Below are 14231 nucleotides of genomic sequence, written 5' to 3' on the forward strand. Positions count from 1 at the left end.
CATCGTAAAGGTGCCGGGCATCGACGCCCGTCACCGACGCGAAGGAGCTACGCCATGGCGGTCATCGGATGGATTGGGCTGGGCCACATGGGCGGCCCCATGACGGCAAACCTAGTGAAGGCCGGGCACAGCGTGCGCGGCTTCGACCTGAGCGTCGAAGCCCTCGACGCGGCGGTGGCCGCCGGCGTCACGCGCGCGACGAGCATCCAAGAGGCCGTAGAAGGCGCCGAAGTGGTTTTCACCATACTGCCCAGGGGTGAGCATGCCCGCGCGGTGTACTTCGGCGACGAAGGAGTGTTTGCCCACGCCGACCCGAAAACCCTGCTCGTGGAGTCCTCGACCATCGACATTGAATCGTCCCAGGCCCTGCACGATGCCGCGGCGGCGGCAGGCTTTCGCCTGGTAGACGCCCCGGTCTCCGGCGGCATCACCGGTGCAGAGAAAGGCACGCTCACCTTCATGATCGGAGGCGCCGCGGATGCCGTCGCCGACGCCACCGAATACATCAAGCCGATGGCCGCGAATATCATTCCGACCGGTGGCGCGACGACCGGCCAGGCCGCGAAGATCTGCAACAACCTGATGCTGTTCATCAGCCTCGCCGCGACGGCTGAAGGGGCGGTGCTGGCGGATCGGTTGGGACTGGACGCGCAGGTGTTCTGGGATATCGCATCCGTTTCATCGGGCGATAGTTGGGCGCTGCGCACCTGGTATCCAATTGCGGGGGTGGTGCCATCGGCGGCCGTGAACCGCGACTTCGCGCCGACTTTTACGACCGACCTCGCCCATAAGGACATCGGCCTGGCGGTCGCCGCTGCCGCTGCCACCGACACACCGCTGGAGATCGGCCAGCACGTGCAGCAGCTGTTCCAGCGCCTGATCGATCAGGGCCAAGGCGGTAAGGACTGCTCCATGATCGTGAAACTGGTCGACGGTACTCTGGCCTGACGCGGCGGGCTTTGGTGCCATCAAGGGTGGCACGCTCCATCCGCTGCTCACCCGCTTCGAGGCGGGGCTGGATCGCCGGCGAATGGCGACCGGGTGCCGGGGGACCCGGTCGAATCATAATGACCAGCAACCCGGGTGATCACGATTGCAGCGGTTCTCGTCTGTCCGGTTTAGGCCGCGCTACCGCGAGCAGCGTCTGTTCGGTGCGCCGCTCGGGCGCTAGCTGTCTGGAGTTGCGCGGGTAGCCGACTTCGGTGCTCGAAGATGCTGTTAGCGATTAGGCTGATCACACCTAAGTTTCAAAGGAGATGCGTTGGCACTGAATCGTCGCGTGGTTGTCGGAGTAGATTCCTCGACCCAAAGTTGCAAGGTAGTCAGTGTCGACGCCGACACCGGAGAGCTGTTGCAGCTGCGCAGCGCACCCCACCCCGATGGCACGAGCATCAACCCCGAGCGCTGGCGGGAGGCTTTCGAGCAAGCCGGCGGTACCGCAGCCGCTGAGGGTGCAGGCAATGTGCTCGCCCTCGGCGTGAGCGCGCAGCAGCACGGCATGGTCGCCCTCGACCGCGAAGACACGCCCGTTCATGACGCCCTGCTCTGGAATGATGTGCGCAGCGCCTCGCAGGCTGCAGCGCTCACCGAGAAGTATGGCGCCTCGATGTGGGCCGAGGAGGTCGGTGTCGTGCCGGTCGCCTCGTTCACCATTACGAAGCTGGCCTGGCTGCACGAACACCGGCCCGAACTCGCCGCGCGCGTCGAGCAGGTAATGTTGCCGCACGACTGGCTCACCTGGAACATTCTCGGGCGGCCCGCCGAAGCCACGACCGACCGCAGCGACGCCTCCGGCACCGGGTATTTCTCGGTGCAGAGCAATGAGTATCGCCTCGACCTGCTTGAGGCCGCTCTCGGCCGTGCCGCCCGGGTACCGCGCGTGCTCGGCCCCTCGGAGCGAGCTGGGCTGACTCCCCGCGGCGTCATCGTGTCGGCCGGCGCCGGCGACAACGCAGCGGCAGCCCTCGGCCTCGGAGCCGAGGAGGGCGACGTTGTTGTATCAATCGGCACGAGCGGCACCGTATTCGCCAGCACTACTGCCCGCATAGTGGATGCCTCCGGCTCGGTCGCCGGGTTCGCCGACGCTGCCGGCGGCCAGCTTCCCCTGCTCGCGACCATCAACGGTGCCCGCACCCTCGTGGCGACGGCCGGCCTGCTCGGCGTCGACATCGCGCGATTCGGCGCGCTCGCCCTCGCTGCCCCGATCGACGCTGACGGCCTGCTCATGCTGCCCTACCTCGATGGCGAACGCACCCCGAACCTGCCGGATGCCACCGGTTCGCTCACTGGAATGCGCCGGGCCAATATGCGCCCCGAAAACCTGGCCCAGGCATCCGTTCTGGGTCTGCTCTGCAGCCTCGCCGACGCGCTCGACTCGTTGCGCGGCCAGGGCGTGCCGGTGCGGCAGGTCATTTTGATCGGTGGTGGCTCGCAGTCGCCCGCCGTGCAGAAAATTGCCGCGGATGTCTTCGGTGTGCCGGTCGTGCTACCAGTCCCCGGCGAATACGTGGCCCTCGGGGCTGCCCGGCAGGCCGCCTGGGCGCTCGATGGTGACTTTCCACTGTGGAAGCGCGAGATCGCCGCCGAACTCGAGCCCTTGGCCATGAGCGACTGGGCTATCGACGTGCGCGCACGCTACGCGGAGCAGCGCGGACTCATCTACGGGGTTTGACCGGCGCGCGTCAGGGGTATCCGATGAACCAGAGCAGCACAATGACGACCGGCTGCAACGCGATCGACCCGACGAGCAGCCCACGGCGCAGCGGCTTCGACCGCGCGATCGCCGGATCACCGAGCAGCGGCGCGAGCGGCAGCAGCAAGCGAAACAGGCTCTGCTGCGGCAGGAACACTGCCACCAGATAGAATCCGTAGCTAGCCGAGTAGGCCACCACCTCCGGCCGAAGCGGATACAGCGCGCGCCGCGACAACCACCACCCAAAACCTGCCGCGAGCACGAGCACGAGAGCGATGCCGGCCAGGCCCAGGTACTTTCCGGCCATCAGAAACCACGGCGTGAGCGGAACGAACGAAACCCGACCGACGAAGCCGGTCCACCAGGACAGCTCAGTGACCAGATAGGCGTCGTGAACGCCCGTGACAGCGCCAGCAATGAGCGGCTAAAAAGGCTCTCGGCATAGGCCGCCTGCAAAATGAACGACAACGGCCCGAAACAGAACAGGGCGACCGCCCACAGCGCTGAGTGAACACCCACCCGAGGTGATAGCAGGCGGTACAGCGCGAGGGCGGCCAGGGCGCCGAGCAGGGTGGCCACGAGCACTCCGGCGACGTAGAATTCGATACCGGTCAGGGCAGACACACCGCGCACGAGCCACGGAAACACGGGCAGAAAGGCCCAGGCATTCGGCAGGACGTTGCCAGCTACGTCTGTGGGAAGTTCGGTCGGGTAGCCGCGCAGTGCGATCTGCCGGTAGAACGAGCTGTCCCACGATCCCGAGAAGGTGAAGAAGTTCGGGTCGCTGCGGTGGCTCGCAAAGTTCCAGTCGAGTCGGGTCGCGACGATGAACAGGCTCGCCAGCAGGGTCGTTGTGAGCAGTCGAGACGTCGCCCAGATCACCAGCACCAGGCCCCACGGCGGCAGGCGTCCGAGGTGGGGGCGGAGCGCGCTGAAGCGTTCCGCCCCGCCCCGTTCGTTATCGCCCCAGACTAGGTGCCCGGGAAGGAGCTAGCAGCAGCGCCCCTGCGGGTTCTTATCCTGGCGGTCGGTCTGGTCTCGCCAGAATTCGCGCTCGGTGAGTAGCGGATGTGGCGCGCGGTCGAGGCCAGCAGCATCCGTTTCGCAGGTGGCGGCGTGGTGCGCCACGTACTTCTCGTAGGCATCCTCGCCGAGGAGGCCTTTGAGGTACCAGACCACGCCGCGGGCGCCCGTGCGGACGCCCGCCCACAGGGTCATTAGTGGCCCGTGACCTTGATTTTTTTCTCGACCGGCAGGGCATCCCACTGCGCCTGCAGCACCTTTTCGGGCGGGGTCATGATGAACCCGGCCGGGGCATAGGTCTGCGACTGCACGGCGTCATCCTCACTCGTGGCGTTTGAGCGCTGGCGGTACGCGCGCAGGGTGGCCTGGATCGCGGTCAGGATAACGATGATCGAGAGCACGACGAAGATGATCGACAGCACACCCTGCACCATCGTGTTGCGCACGACCGCCTCCATCGCCAGCACGTTCGGCGCGGTGCCGAAGCTCGTTTCGCTGGCGGCCAGCGCGTTGGCGAACGCACGGTTCTGGGCGAAGTAGCCGATGCCGGGAGTGGTCGAGAAGATCTTCAGGAACGAGGCCGAAATGGTGACCACGGATGCGAAACCCAGCGGCAGTGCCACCACCCAGAGGTATTTGAACAGACCACGTTTGGCGACAATGGCCATACACACGGCCAGGGCGATGGCCGCGAGCAGCTGGTTGGCGATGCCGAACAGCGGGAACAGCGTGTTGATGCCCCCGAGCGGATCGGTCACTCCCATCAGCAGCACGGCTCCCCAGGCGGCGACCATGATCGCCGTGGCAGCCCAGGCGCCGGGGCGCCAGGAGGTGTTCTTGAACTTCGGGAAGAAGTTGCCGAGGCTGTCCTGCAGCATGAAGCGCGCTACGCGGGTGCCGGCATCCACTGCGGTGAGAATGAACAGCGCCTCGAACATGATGGCGAAGTGGTACCAGAAACTCATCATCGATGTACCGCCGATGAGCTGCTGCATGATGTGCGAGAGCCCGACGGCCAGCGTGGGAGCGCCGCCGGTGCGGGAAACGATCGACTCTTCGCCGACGTTGGCGGCCATGTCGGTCAACATGCTCGGGGTGAGGTTCACGCCGGTCAGGCCGAGGCCGTTCACGAACGCGACCGCGCCCTGCACGGTGCCGCCCGTGAGGGCGGGGGAGGCGTTCATGGCGAAGTAGATGCCACGGTCGATCGACAGCGCGGCGACGAGGGCCATGATGGCCACCAGCGACTCCATCAGCATGCCGCCGTAGCCGATGAACCGGGTCTGGCGTTCCTTCTGAATGAGCTTGGGCGTGGTGCCCGAGGCGATGAGCGCGTGGAAGCCGCTGAGGGCGCCGCAGGCGATCGTGACGAACAGGAACGGAAACAGCGTTCCGGCCACGACGGGACCGGTGCCGGTGGTTGCGAAGCCGCTGACCGCCGGCACGTTGATCTCGGGGCGGATGATGACGATCGCCACGGCGAGCATGCCGATCGTGCCGATCTTCATGAAGGTCGACAGGTAGTCGCGCGGTGCCAGCAGCAGCCACACGGGCAGGATTGCGGCGATGAAGCCGTAGATGATGATGCCCCAGGCGATGGTCACCTTGTCGAGCAGCAGGTAGGTCTGGCCCCATTCGGTGCCGTTGACCATGCCGCCGCCGACGATGGCGGCGATGAGCAGCACGAAGCCGATGATGGAGATCTCGGTGATTTTGCCCGGGCGGAAGAAGCGCAGATAGCAGCCCATGAACAGCGCGATCGGGATGGTCATTCCGACTGAGAAGACGCCCCACGGGCTTTCGGCGAGGGCGTTCGTGACGACAAGGGCCAGGATGGCCACGATGATCACCATGATCACCAGGGTCGCGATGAGGGCGGCAGTGCCACCGATCACGCCGAGTTCATCGCGAGCCATTTGGCCGAGCGAGCGACCGCCGCGCCGCATGGAGAAGTGCAGCACGAGGTAGTCCTGCACGGCGCCGGCGAGTACGACACCGACGATGATCCAAATGGTGCCGGGCAGGTAGCCCAGCTGGGCGGCCAGTACGGGGCCGACCAGTGGCCCGGCACCGGCAATGGCGGCGAAGTGGTGGCCGAACAAGACGCGGCGATCAGTGGCGGCAAAGTCCTTGCCGTCTGCCTTGTACTCGGCCGGCGTGGCCCGGCGGTCGTCGGGGCGAACGATGTGCTTCTCGATGAACTTCGAGTAGAAGCGGTAGCCGATGAGATAGGTGCAAATCGCAGCGAAGACGAACCAGATGGCGTTGACGGTCTCGCCGCGCACCACGGCGAGCATGACCCAGCTGAGGCCACCGAGCAGCGAAATAACAGACCAGATGATGATTTTGAGGGGTGTCCACTGGCGATCGTGGGCGTCATGCTCCTCGGGATCCAGGGCGACGGCGAGGTCGTGCGGAATCCGTTTCAGAGCGGTCGGTTCTGCGGTCGTGCCGTCTGACATGGTGGACGCGGCGCCCATTTCTCCTCCTTGAGCCAAGGCAGATGCTGTAAACCTGCTTCTTTACGTTACCGCGACGCGAGAATGGCTCAAACCCCGAGCGGGAACTGGGCATGGATCGATCACGTAAAATAGAAATTTGGGCACTCGCCCAAATTTTGCGCCCTCGACCATTGGAGCCACCGTGGCGACGCCCACTCATCTTGATTCCGTCATCGCCCTCGCCCGTCATCGCGGCTTCGTCTTTCAGGCCGGTGAGATCTACGGCGGCTCCCGCTCCGCCTGGGACTACGGCCCCCTCGGCGTCGAGCTCAAAGAGAACATCAAGAAGCAGTGGTGGCGTTCCATGGTCACGAGCCGCGACGACGTCGTGGGCCTCGACTCGTCCGTGATTCTGCCTCGCCAGGTTTGGGAGGCATCCGGTCACGTCGAGGTCTTCAGCGACCCGCTGATCGAGTGCACGAGCTGCCACAAGCGTTTTCGCGCCGACCACCTCGAAGAGCAGTATGAGGAGAAGAAGGGCCGCCCGCCCGAGAACGGGCTCGATGACATCGCGTGCCCCAACTGTGGTAACCGCCACATCTGGACCGAACCGCGCGCCTTCTCCGGCCTGCTCAAGACCTACCTCGGCCCGGTCGATGACGAGGCCGGCATGCACTACCTGCGCCCCGAAACCGCCCAGGGCATCTTCGTCAACTTCGCCAACGTGCTGCAGGCGTCACGCTCGAAGCCGCCGTTCGGCATCGGCCAGATCGGCAAGAGCTTTCGCAACGAGATCACACCGGGCAATTTCATCTTTCGCACCCGCGAGTTCGAGCAGATGGAGATGGAATTCTTCGTCGAACCCGGCACCGATGAGACTTGGCACCAGTACTGGATCGACACCCGCATGAAGTGGTACACCGATCTCGGCATCAACCCCGAAAACCTGCGCCTGTTCGAGCACCCGGCTGAAAAGCTCTCGCACTACTCCAAGCGCACCGTCGACATCGAATACCGCTTCGGCTTCACCGGCACCGAGTTCGGTGAGCTCGAGGGCGTGGCGAACCGTGGTGACTTCGACCTGTCAACACACGCCAAGGCATCCGGCAAAGACCTGACGTATTTCGACCAGACCAAGAACGAGCGCTGGACGCCCTGGGTGATCGAGCCCGCCGCCGGCCTGACCCGTTCGCTCATGGCTTTCCTGGTCGACGCCTACGTCGAAGAAGAAGTTCCGAACGCCAAGGGCGGTGTCGACAAGCGCACCGTGCTCAAGCTCGACCCACGCCTGTCACCGGTGAAGGCCGCGATCCTGCCCCTCTCGCGCAACGAGAAGCTGTCCCCGATGGCGCGCGAGCTCGCGGCCAACCTGCGCCAGCTCTGGAATGTCGACTTCGACGACGCCGGAGCCATCGGCCGTCGTTACCGCCGCCAAGACGAAATCGGTACCCCGTTTTGCATCACGGTCGATTTCGACTCCCTCGACGATCAGGCTGTTACCGTGCGCGACCGCGACACGATGGCGCAGGAGCGTGTGCCGCTCGTCGACCTCGAGGCCTACCTCGCGGTGCGCTTGCGCGGCGCCTAACGCCTCAAAAGCGCATGCCCGGGCGGGCATCGTGCAGACTGTGACCATGAAAGCGGTCTATTTCGAAGAGTTCGGTGTTCTTCCGGTGCTGCGCGAGGTGCCCGAGCCGCAGCTCAGCGCGGCCGGTGTGATCGTGCGGGTGGAGGCCACCGGTCTCTGCCGCAGTGACTGGCACGGTTGGCAGGGCCATGACGTCGACATCGCCCTGCCACACGTTCCCGGTCACGAGCTGGTCGGTGTGATTGATATGGTCGGGCCGTTGGTTCGCCGGTTTCGGGTGGGCCAGCGGGTGACCGTGCCGTTTGTCTGTGCCTGTGGCGACTGCCCGGAATGTGACGCCGGTAACGGACAGGTCTGCCGTAACCAGACCCAGCCCGGCTTCACTCACTGGGGCTCCTACGCCGAACGGGTCGCGTTGCACAACGCCGACGTGAACCTCATCGCTATCGGCGACGACCTCGACGCGGGCGCCGCGGCGCTGCTCGGCTGTCGTTTCGCGACCTCGTATCGCGGGCTCGTACACCAAGCCGCCCTTCAGGCGGGCGAAACCCTCGTGGTCATCGGCTGCGGTGGAGTAGGCCTCAGCGCGGTGATGATCGGGCAGGCGCTCGGCGCCATGGTCATCGCCGTCGATATCAGCGCGGACGCGCTCGATGCGGCGACCCGCGTCGGGGCAGCGCACGTCGTCAACTCGGCCGGGCTCGGCGACGCTGAGGTGGTCGAACACATTCGGGCCCTGACAACCGACGGCGCCCAAGTGAGTCTCGAGGCGCTCGGCCGGGAGAACACGGTGGCCATCGGCATCCGCTCGTTGGCTACCCGTGGGCGGCACGTGCAGATTGGCCTGCTGGCCGACGACCCGCGGGTGCCGCTGGGCACGGTGATCGCCCGGGAACTGACCGTGCTCGGCAGCCACGGCATGCCAGCTCACGACTATCCGGCCCTGCTCGACCTGGTGCGAAGCGGTCGACTGCGCCCGCAAGACCTGATCAGCCGCCGCATCACCTTGGCCGAAGCGCCCGCAGCCCTTGCCGCTATGCCGACTTCCGGCGCACCCGCCGGCGTCACCCTGATCGAGCTGGGTTAAGAGGCGATCGCGCCGGTGCCGGCGGCATCCTCCGCGCCGACAGCGGGCAGCGTCACGTCGATACCGAACAGGGCGTCCAACCCGGTGAGGTAGGCATCCTGCTCGCCGGCGCGAGCCAGTTCGCGGGCACGAACCATGGGGGCGTGCAGCAGTACACCGGCCAGGTGACGCAGAGCCGCCTCGGTGGCTTCGCTCGAGTCGCCGCGGCTGCGAGCCCGGGCGATCTCGGCGTCGCGCAGCTCAAACACATAGCTGCGCAGAGCGACGACGGCCGGGGTGAGGCTTTGCTCTTCGGCGACGTCGGAGAACTTGCGGGCGGCCTTGCCCACGATCTCGCGGGCATCGGATGTGGCATTGAGCTCTTCGAGCGGCGCATGGATGCTGATCGTCTCGAGGTCGAGCAGTTCGACACCAGGTACCAGGGTGACATCGGGTGCCACGTTGCGGGGCAGGCCCAGGTCGATGATGAGCTGTGGCGGGGCTGCGGGGCCCGTATCGGCCGGGCACAGGCGGGCCGGGGCGTCGGCGGTAGCGCCGGCGATCTCGAACGGGTCCACACCGATTTCGGTGCGCCCGCGGGTGATCAGGGCTGCATCGATGACGTGGTCATCGCGCAGAGTGCAGGTGACGACCACGTCGGCGCGGGCGACCTCGGCGGCGAAATCCTCGGTGGGAACGGCCTTGATACCGTGTGACGCTGCAAATCCGACGGCGCGACCGGAGGGCGAGTAGACTCGCACGTTCTCGGCTCCGCGGTCTCGCAGGGCGGCGAGGGAGGCCCCGGCATAACGACCGGTGCCGACCAAGAGCACACGAGCAGTCGACCAGTCACTGACCCGACTTTCGGCCAGTTCGAGGGCAAGGCGCACGATCGATCGACCGGCCGAGCCGATTCCGGTGCGGTTTTTCACACCGCGCGATGTCTGGGAAGCCCGCTGAAAGAGGCGCTCGAGCTCGGGGCTCGTGGTGCCGTTGGCGCGAGCCTGCTCGAGCGCGCGGCGCACCTGGCCGGCAATTTCGACCTCACCGACGACGACAGATTCGAGGCCGCTCGTCACGGCGAACAGGTGTTCGGCGACGCCGTTGCCGTGCACGAGGGTGAGATTGTCGCGCAGCAGGTCTGCGTCGAGACCGCTGCTGGCGCTCACAGCCTCAATAGCGGCGTAGACGGCGGGAAGAGGCGACACGCCGTAGGGCTCATTGAGGTCGAGGTAGGCCTCGAATCGGTTGCAGGTCGCAACGACGACGGCACCGCTGAGCGGCCCGTGCTGTGCCACCATACGGGTAGCCGAAGAGCCCCCGCCCACAGACAATTTCTCCAGCACATCGAAGGTGGAGTTTTTATGACTTGCGGACAAAAGAATTAGCACTATGCAATTCTACGACTCAATGCTGTACGCTCCCGGCGCACGACGCCAGGGATGTTTGAGAGAATGATCGAGATGATCCTCGACGCGCAGCATCCACTCTCCTCCGGCCTCACCGCCGATTCCCGCCTGATCCAGGCCTATCAGGGCACCCGGCCCGCCGTGACGCCGGTGTGGTTCATGCGTCAGGCCGGCCGATCGCTACCTGAATACCGGGAGTTGCGCGTCGGAACGCGCATGCTCGACGTGTGTCTCGATCCCGAATTAGCAAGCGAAATCTCGCTGCAGCCGGTGCGTCGGCACCAGGTCGATGCCGGAATCTTCTTCAGCGACATCGTCGTGCCGTTGAAGCTCGTCGGGGTCGACGTGTCGATCGTGGCCGGCAAGGGCCCCGTTCTCGGCAAGACCGTGCGCACGCCAGCGGATGTCGACGAACTCACCGCCCTCGATCCCGCCCTGCTCGATACGGCCCTCGCGCCGATCAGCGCGGCCGTTGGGCTGGCGGTTTCCCAGCTGGGATCGACCCCGCTGATCGGCTTCGCCGGTGCTCCTTTCACGCTCGCCGCGTACCTGGTCGAGGGCGGTCCGTCGAAGGATCACATCCACGCCCGTACCCTCATGCATGCCCAACCGGAAGCTTGGGCCAAGCTCATGGCCTGGACTGCCGACGTCACCGGCCGGTTCCTGCGCGCTCAGGTGCTCGCCGGGGCGAGTGCCGCCCAACTGTTCGACTCGTGGGCCGGAGCGCTCTCATTGGTCGACTATGCGGCATCCGTTGCCCCAGCGTCGGCCGCGGCGATCGCCCACGTGCGCGACCTCACCTACACCGTGCCGGGCCAGGGAGAAGAATCGACCGACCGTAACGTGCCCATCGTGCACTTCGGCGTGGGAACCGGCGAACTGCTCAAAGAAATGCACAACATCGGCGCCGACGTCGTGGGCGTGGACTACCGGGTGCCGCTCGACGAGGCCAACCGCCGGCTGGGCGGCGCCGTCCCTCTGCAAGGCAACGTCGACCCCGCGCTGCTCGCGGCGCCGTGGTCGGTGCTCGAGGCGCACGTGCGCGACGTGCTCGGACGTGGACGCACCGCGCCGTCGCACGTACTCAACCTGGGCCACGGCGTTCCGCCCGACACCGACCCCGATGTATTGACCCGGCTGGTCAGCCTCGTGCACGACGTGAGCGCGGCCGAGTAGGAGCAGCAACATGACCACACCCATCGACGTACTCGTGATTGGCGCCGGAGTGGCCGGCCTGGTCGCCGCCCGTGAATGCGCGCAGGTGGGGCTGAGCGTCACCATTATCGAGGCTACCGATGCCGTCGGCGGCCCGGTAGCCGGCCACGTTCTCGACGGACTCAGCCTCGATAGCGGAGCCGAAAGCTTCGCCGTGCGCGGCGGCACCGTGGACTCATTCATCGAGGACCTCGGCCTCACCGACCAGGTCGTCGTTCCGAACGTCGCCGGCGCCTGGCTGCACCTTCCCGCTCTCAAACCGAATTGCCCAGTCCAGTCCCACAGCGAAGGGGATGCCTCGGTCAGCGTTCCGTTGCCCAAGGCCGGCGTACTCGGAATTCCGGGCTCCCCGCTTGCCGACGACGTGCGCCGCGTCATCGGCTGGAAGGGGTCGCTGCGCGCCTACCTCGACCGGCTCATGCCCGTGCTCACCATCGGCCGAGAGCACAGCCTCGGCGACCTCGTGAAAAAGCGCATGGGTCAGCGTGTGCTCGACCGCCTTGTCGAACCCGTCGCATCCGGCGTCTACACGACGAGCGCCGTCGACCTCGAAATCGACGTTGTCGCCCCCGGACTCAACCGAGCCCTCACCACGGCCGGCTCGCTCTCCGGGGCCGTCTCGGCCCTGAGATCCGGCGCGCCCGCCGGTTCCAACGTGGGCGGACTGCTCGGCGGCATGGCCCGCCTGCCCGCCGCCATCGTTGCCGCCCTCGAACACCACAACGTGACCATTGTCACCGGCACCACGGCGCGGAGCCTGGCTCATTCCGGCACCGACAACAAGCCCACCTGGGCCGTCACCGTCAGCCGGCGAGCGGATGCCGACCCCGCCGCTCCCGCCGGCCAAGACGCTGCACAGGCTGAGCCCACGACCGACACCCTCACCGCCCGGTATGTCATCGTCGCAACCCAGGGGGCGCAGGCCCTGCGACTGGTCAATTCGCTCGGCGCCCGGTTCGACGCGCTCGCCGAACTCGACTGGCCGGCCCCGACCGCCGTCACCCTCACCTCGCTCGTGCTCGACGCACCCGCACTCGATGTGCACCCGCGCGGCACCGGTGTGCTCGTGTCGATTGATGCTCCCGACGTCACCGCGAAGGCACTTACCCACGTCACAGCAAAATGGGCCTGGGTCGCCGAAGCCGCCGGCCCCGGCCGCCATGTCGTGCGCCTCTCTTACGGGCGGGCAGGAGCGCCGAACCCGACCGACGACCTGACCGACGATGAACTCCAGGCCCTCGCGCTGCACGACGCATCTGCGCTACTCGGCGTTCCTCTGCCGGCCGGTTGCGTGCGAGCCTTTGCCCGCACCGAGTGGCGCGACGCCCTGTCGCCTGCCACTCTCGGTGCGCCCGAACGTACGCAGCGGGTGCGCGAGGCCGTCGCCGCAACCCCCGGGCTGGAGATCACCGGAGCCTGGTTGGCCGGAACTGGACTTGCCTCCGTCATTCCGCATGCACTCCAGGCTGGCGACCGAATTCGGCACGCCGCCCTCGGCCTTACTATCACCGCTCCCGAGCTCTAACCGAAACTGTGCACTTCCTGTATTGGGACGATCGCACGGGGACATGCCCGGGCGCCTGAGACCGAAACGGCGAACCGGGTTACTCTGGGGGGACCTTACGAAAGTGGAGACTCAATGCGCGGAAAGCTTCTGTTCATCACGGGCGGACTCGTCGGCTATGTGCTCGGTGCACGCGCTGGCCGTAAACGCTATGACCAGATCGCCGCCGCTGCCAATGATCTCTGGAACGCCAAACCCGTGCAGCGCCGGGTGACTGAGGTGCGTGATGCCGCCCTCGAACTGGTCGGCGACATTCCCGTCAACCTGTACAAGGTCGGTAAAAAAGCTGTCTCGCAGGCTGCGGCGAAGAAGAAGCAGGCCGCCAGCAAAACGAAGACCGCCGCCGCGACGCCGGCAGCGAAGGCCAGCACCACCACGAGCCGCACTACCGCAGCACAGCCCAAGCCCACGGCGACCCCCACGACGGGCGACGATTCCGCGGCGCAGTAAGCGCGCAACAGCTCGTAGAATTCAGACATCTGAAACACCGATACCCGAGCACAGGGAAGGCAATCCGTGACTAGCAGTGGATTCAACCCGAAGAGCAAGCGCCCGTTGCTCGCACTGATCGGGGAGCTGCCCGGTCAGATCAGCGCCCTCGTCAAAGCCGAACTGGACGCCTTCAAGGCCGAGTTCGCCGCCAAGGCCAAGAACTTCGGGGTCGGTGCCGCCCTCTTCATCGTGGCCGCTGCTATCCTCTTTTTCGCCCTCGGGGTGTTCGTCGCCCTGGCCGTGATCGCCCTGGCCCTGGTACTGCCGCTGTGGCTCGCCACACTCATCGTGGCGGTCGCGCTGGTGCTCATCGCCGTCATCCTTCTGCTCATCGGAGTCAGCCGGGTGAAGGCGGCTACGAAACCCGATCCGGAGGGTGTGCACGCGAGCATCCGTCACGACGTTGATGCGTTCAAGGGAGTTGGCGAATATGACCACAAATAACCTCGAGCTCACCGGGGCTGGCGGCGACAAGCGCGGCATCGGTGATCTGCGCGCCGAAGCGCGGCACGCGCGCGCCGAGCTCGCTTCGACCCTGGATGCCATCGAGTACAAGTTCAATGTGCCCAAGCAGCTGCGCATCAATCGCCGTCGCCTGACCCATGCCCTGCGCCAGCTCGGCGAGGACAGCCCGGCCGCCCTCATGGGAATTGCGTTGGGTGCGGCCACCGCTGTCGGCGTTATCGTCTGGTTCGGTGCTTCCGCGGTAGCTAAGAACCGCTAGTTCCGATCAAACCAAGC

14 protein-coding genes are annotated in these 14231 nt (G+C 66.1%); 9 read left to right on the plus strand and 5 right to left on the minus strand.

The annotated features are described in order from the left end of the window. Positions 1–54 precede the first annotated feature (54 nt). Positions 55–948 (plus strand): 3-hydroxyisobutyrate dehydrogenase, encoded by an 894-nt coding sequence (gene mmsB / locus CXY72_RS16760; protein WP_104128803.1) that lies wholly within the window; start codon positions 55–57, stop codon positions 946–948. 319 nt (positions 949–1267) lie between these two features. Continuing rightward, positions 1268–2671: a xylulokinase gene (gene xylB, locus CXY72_RS16770; RefSeq protein ID WP_104128904.1), complete on the plus strand. Its 1404-nt coding sequence runs from the start codon at positions 1268–1270 to the stop codon at positions 2669–2671. A 10-nt stretch (positions 2672–2681) separates the two neighbouring features. Here xylB and CXY72_RS20250 read toward each other — a convergent pair whose 3' ends face one another. The 4 genes from CXY72_RS20250 to CXY72_RS16785 form a co-directional block, all read right to left on the minus strand. Then, a complete protein-coding gene (locus CXY72_RS20250; RefSeq protein WP_233197905.1) occupies positions 2682–2999 on the minus strand; it encodes a hypothetical protein in 318 nt (105 codons plus the stop codon). Next, positions 2999–3580, minus strand: a complete 582-nt coding sequence (locus tag CXY72_RS20255; RefSeq protein ID WP_233197906.1) for a hypothetical protein — start codon at positions 3578–3580, stop codon at positions 2999–3001. The genes CXY72_RS20250 and CXY72_RS20255 overlap by 1 nt, the downstream gene beginning before the upstream one ends. Before the next feature lie 102 nt (positions 3581–3682). Continuing rightward, positions 3683–3910, minus strand: coding sequence for a YbdD/YjiX family protein (locus tag CXY72_RS16780; RefSeq protein WP_104128804.1), 228 nt, complete (start codon positions 3908–3910; stop codon positions 3683–3685). After that, complete coding sequence (locus tag CXY72_RS16785) at positions 3910–6195, minus strand: carbon starvation CstA family protein (protein ID WP_233197907.1); 2286 nt, start codon at positions 6193–6195, stop codon at positions 3910–3912. The genes CXY72_RS16780 and CXY72_RS16785 overlap by 1 nt, the downstream gene beginning before the upstream one ends. Before the next feature lie 163 nt (positions 6196–6358). Here CXY72_RS16785 and CXY72_RS16790 point away from each other — a divergent pair, with 163 nt between their 5' ends. Together CXY72_RS16790 and CXY72_RS16795 are read left to right on the plus strand one after the other, a co-directional pair. Beyond that, positions 6359–7744 (plus strand): glycine--tRNA ligase, encoded by a 1386-nt coding sequence (locus tag CXY72_RS16790; RefSeq protein WP_104128805.1) that lies wholly within the window; start codon positions 6359–6361, stop codon positions 7742–7744. A gap of 46 nt (positions 7745–7790) precedes the next feature. Beyond that, positions 7791–8831, plus strand: a complete 1041-nt coding sequence (locus CXY72_RS16795; RefSeq protein WP_104128806.1) for an alcohol dehydrogenase catalytic domain-containing protein — start codon at positions 7791–7793, stop codon at positions 8829–8831. Here the strand turns inward: CXY72_RS16795 and CXY72_RS16800 are convergent. Further along, positions 8828–10201: a glutamyl-tRNA reductase gene (locus tag CXY72_RS16800; protein WP_104128807.1), complete on the minus strand. Its 1374-nt coding sequence runs from the start codon at positions 10199–10201 to the stop codon at positions 8828–8830. The two genes, CXY72_RS16795 and CXY72_RS16800, sit on opposite strands and share 4 nt — an antisense overlap. A 72-nt stretch (positions 10202–10273) precedes the next feature. On the opposite strand from CXY72_RS16800, the gene hemE reads away from it, so the two are divergent. The 5 genes from hemE (at position 10274) to CXY72_RS16825 (ending at position 14214) form a co-directional block, all read left to right on the plus strand. Next, complete coding sequence (gene hemE / locus CXY72_RS16805) at positions 10274–11395, plus strand: uroporphyrinogen decarboxylase (protein ID WP_104128906.1); 1122 nt, start codon at positions 10274–10276, stop codon at positions 11393–11395. A 10-nt stretch (positions 11396–11405) separates the two neighbouring features. Next, positions 11406–12959, plus strand: a complete 1554-nt coding sequence (locus CXY72_RS16810; protein ID WP_104128808.1) for an NAD(P)/FAD-dependent oxidoreductase — start codon at positions 11406–11408, stop codon at positions 12957–12959. A gap of 114 nt (positions 12960–13073) precedes the next feature. Further along, positions 13074–13448, plus strand: coding sequence for a hypothetical protein (locus tag CXY72_RS16815; protein ID WP_104128809.1), 375 nt, complete (start codon positions 13074–13076; stop codon positions 13446–13448). Positions 13449–13514: 66 nt separating this feature from the next. Beyond that, positions 13515–13934 (plus strand): phage holin family protein, encoded by a 420-nt coding sequence (locus CXY72_RS16820; protein WP_104128810.1) that lies wholly within the window; start codon positions 13515–13517, stop codon positions 13932–13934. Continuing rightward, the gene (locus CXY72_RS16825; RefSeq protein ID WP_233197908.1) at positions 13921–14214 is read left to right on the plus strand and encodes a DUF3618 domain-containing protein; all 294 of its coding nucleotides are present in this window, start codon (positions 13921–13923) and stop codon (positions 14212–14214) included. The genes CXY72_RS16820 and CXY72_RS16825 overlap by 14 nt, the downstream gene beginning before the upstream one ends. Positions 14215–14231 lie beyond the last annotated feature (17 nt).

This window comes from Cryobacterium sp. Y57 (assembly GCF_002929505.1).
In the GTDB taxonomy this organism is placed as follows: domain Bacteria; phylum Actinomycetota; class Actinomycetes; order Actinomycetales; family Microbacteriaceae; genus Cryobacterium.

What these genes read in the sequence shown, in the direction of transcription:
- mmsB (WP_104128803.1), top strand. Translation starts at nt 55, where the DNA reads ATGGCGGTCATCGGATGGATTGGGCTGGGCCACATGGGCGGCCCCATG.
- CXY72_RS20250 (WP_233197905.1), bottom strand. Translation starts at nt 2,999, where the DNA reads ATGGCCGGAAAGTACCTGGGCCTGGCCGGCATCGCTCTCGTGCTCGTG.
- CXY72_RS16780 (WP_104128804.1), bottom strand. Translation starts at nt 3,910, where the DNA reads ATGACCCTGTGGGCGGGCGTCCGCACGGGCGCCCGCGGCGTGGTCTGG.
- CXY72_RS16785 (WP_233197907.1), bottom strand. Translation starts at nt 6,195, where the DNA reads ATGGGCGCCGCGTCCACCATGTCAGACGGCACGACCGCAGAACCGACC.
- CXY72_RS16795 (WP_104128806.1), top strand. Translation starts at nt 7,791, where the DNA reads ATGAAAGCGGTCTATTTCGAAGAGTTCGGTGTTCTTCCGGTGCTGCGC.
- hemE (WP_104128906.1), top strand. Translation starts at nt 10,274, where the DNA reads ATGATCCTCGACGCGCAGCATCCACTCTCCTCCGGCCTCACCGCCGAT.
- CXY72_RS16810 (WP_104128808.1), top strand. Translation starts at nt 11,406, where the DNA reads ATGACCACACCCATCGACGTACTCGTGATTGGCGCCGGAGTGGCCGGC.
- CXY72_RS16815 (WP_104128809.1), top strand. Translation starts at nt 13,074, where the DNA reads ATGCGCGGAAAGCTTCTGTTCATCACGGGCGGACTCGTCGGCTATGTG.
- CXY72_RS16825 (WP_233197908.1), top strand. Translation starts at nt 13,921, where the DNA reads ATGACCACAAATAACCTCGAGCTCACCGGGGCTGGCGGCGACAAGCGC.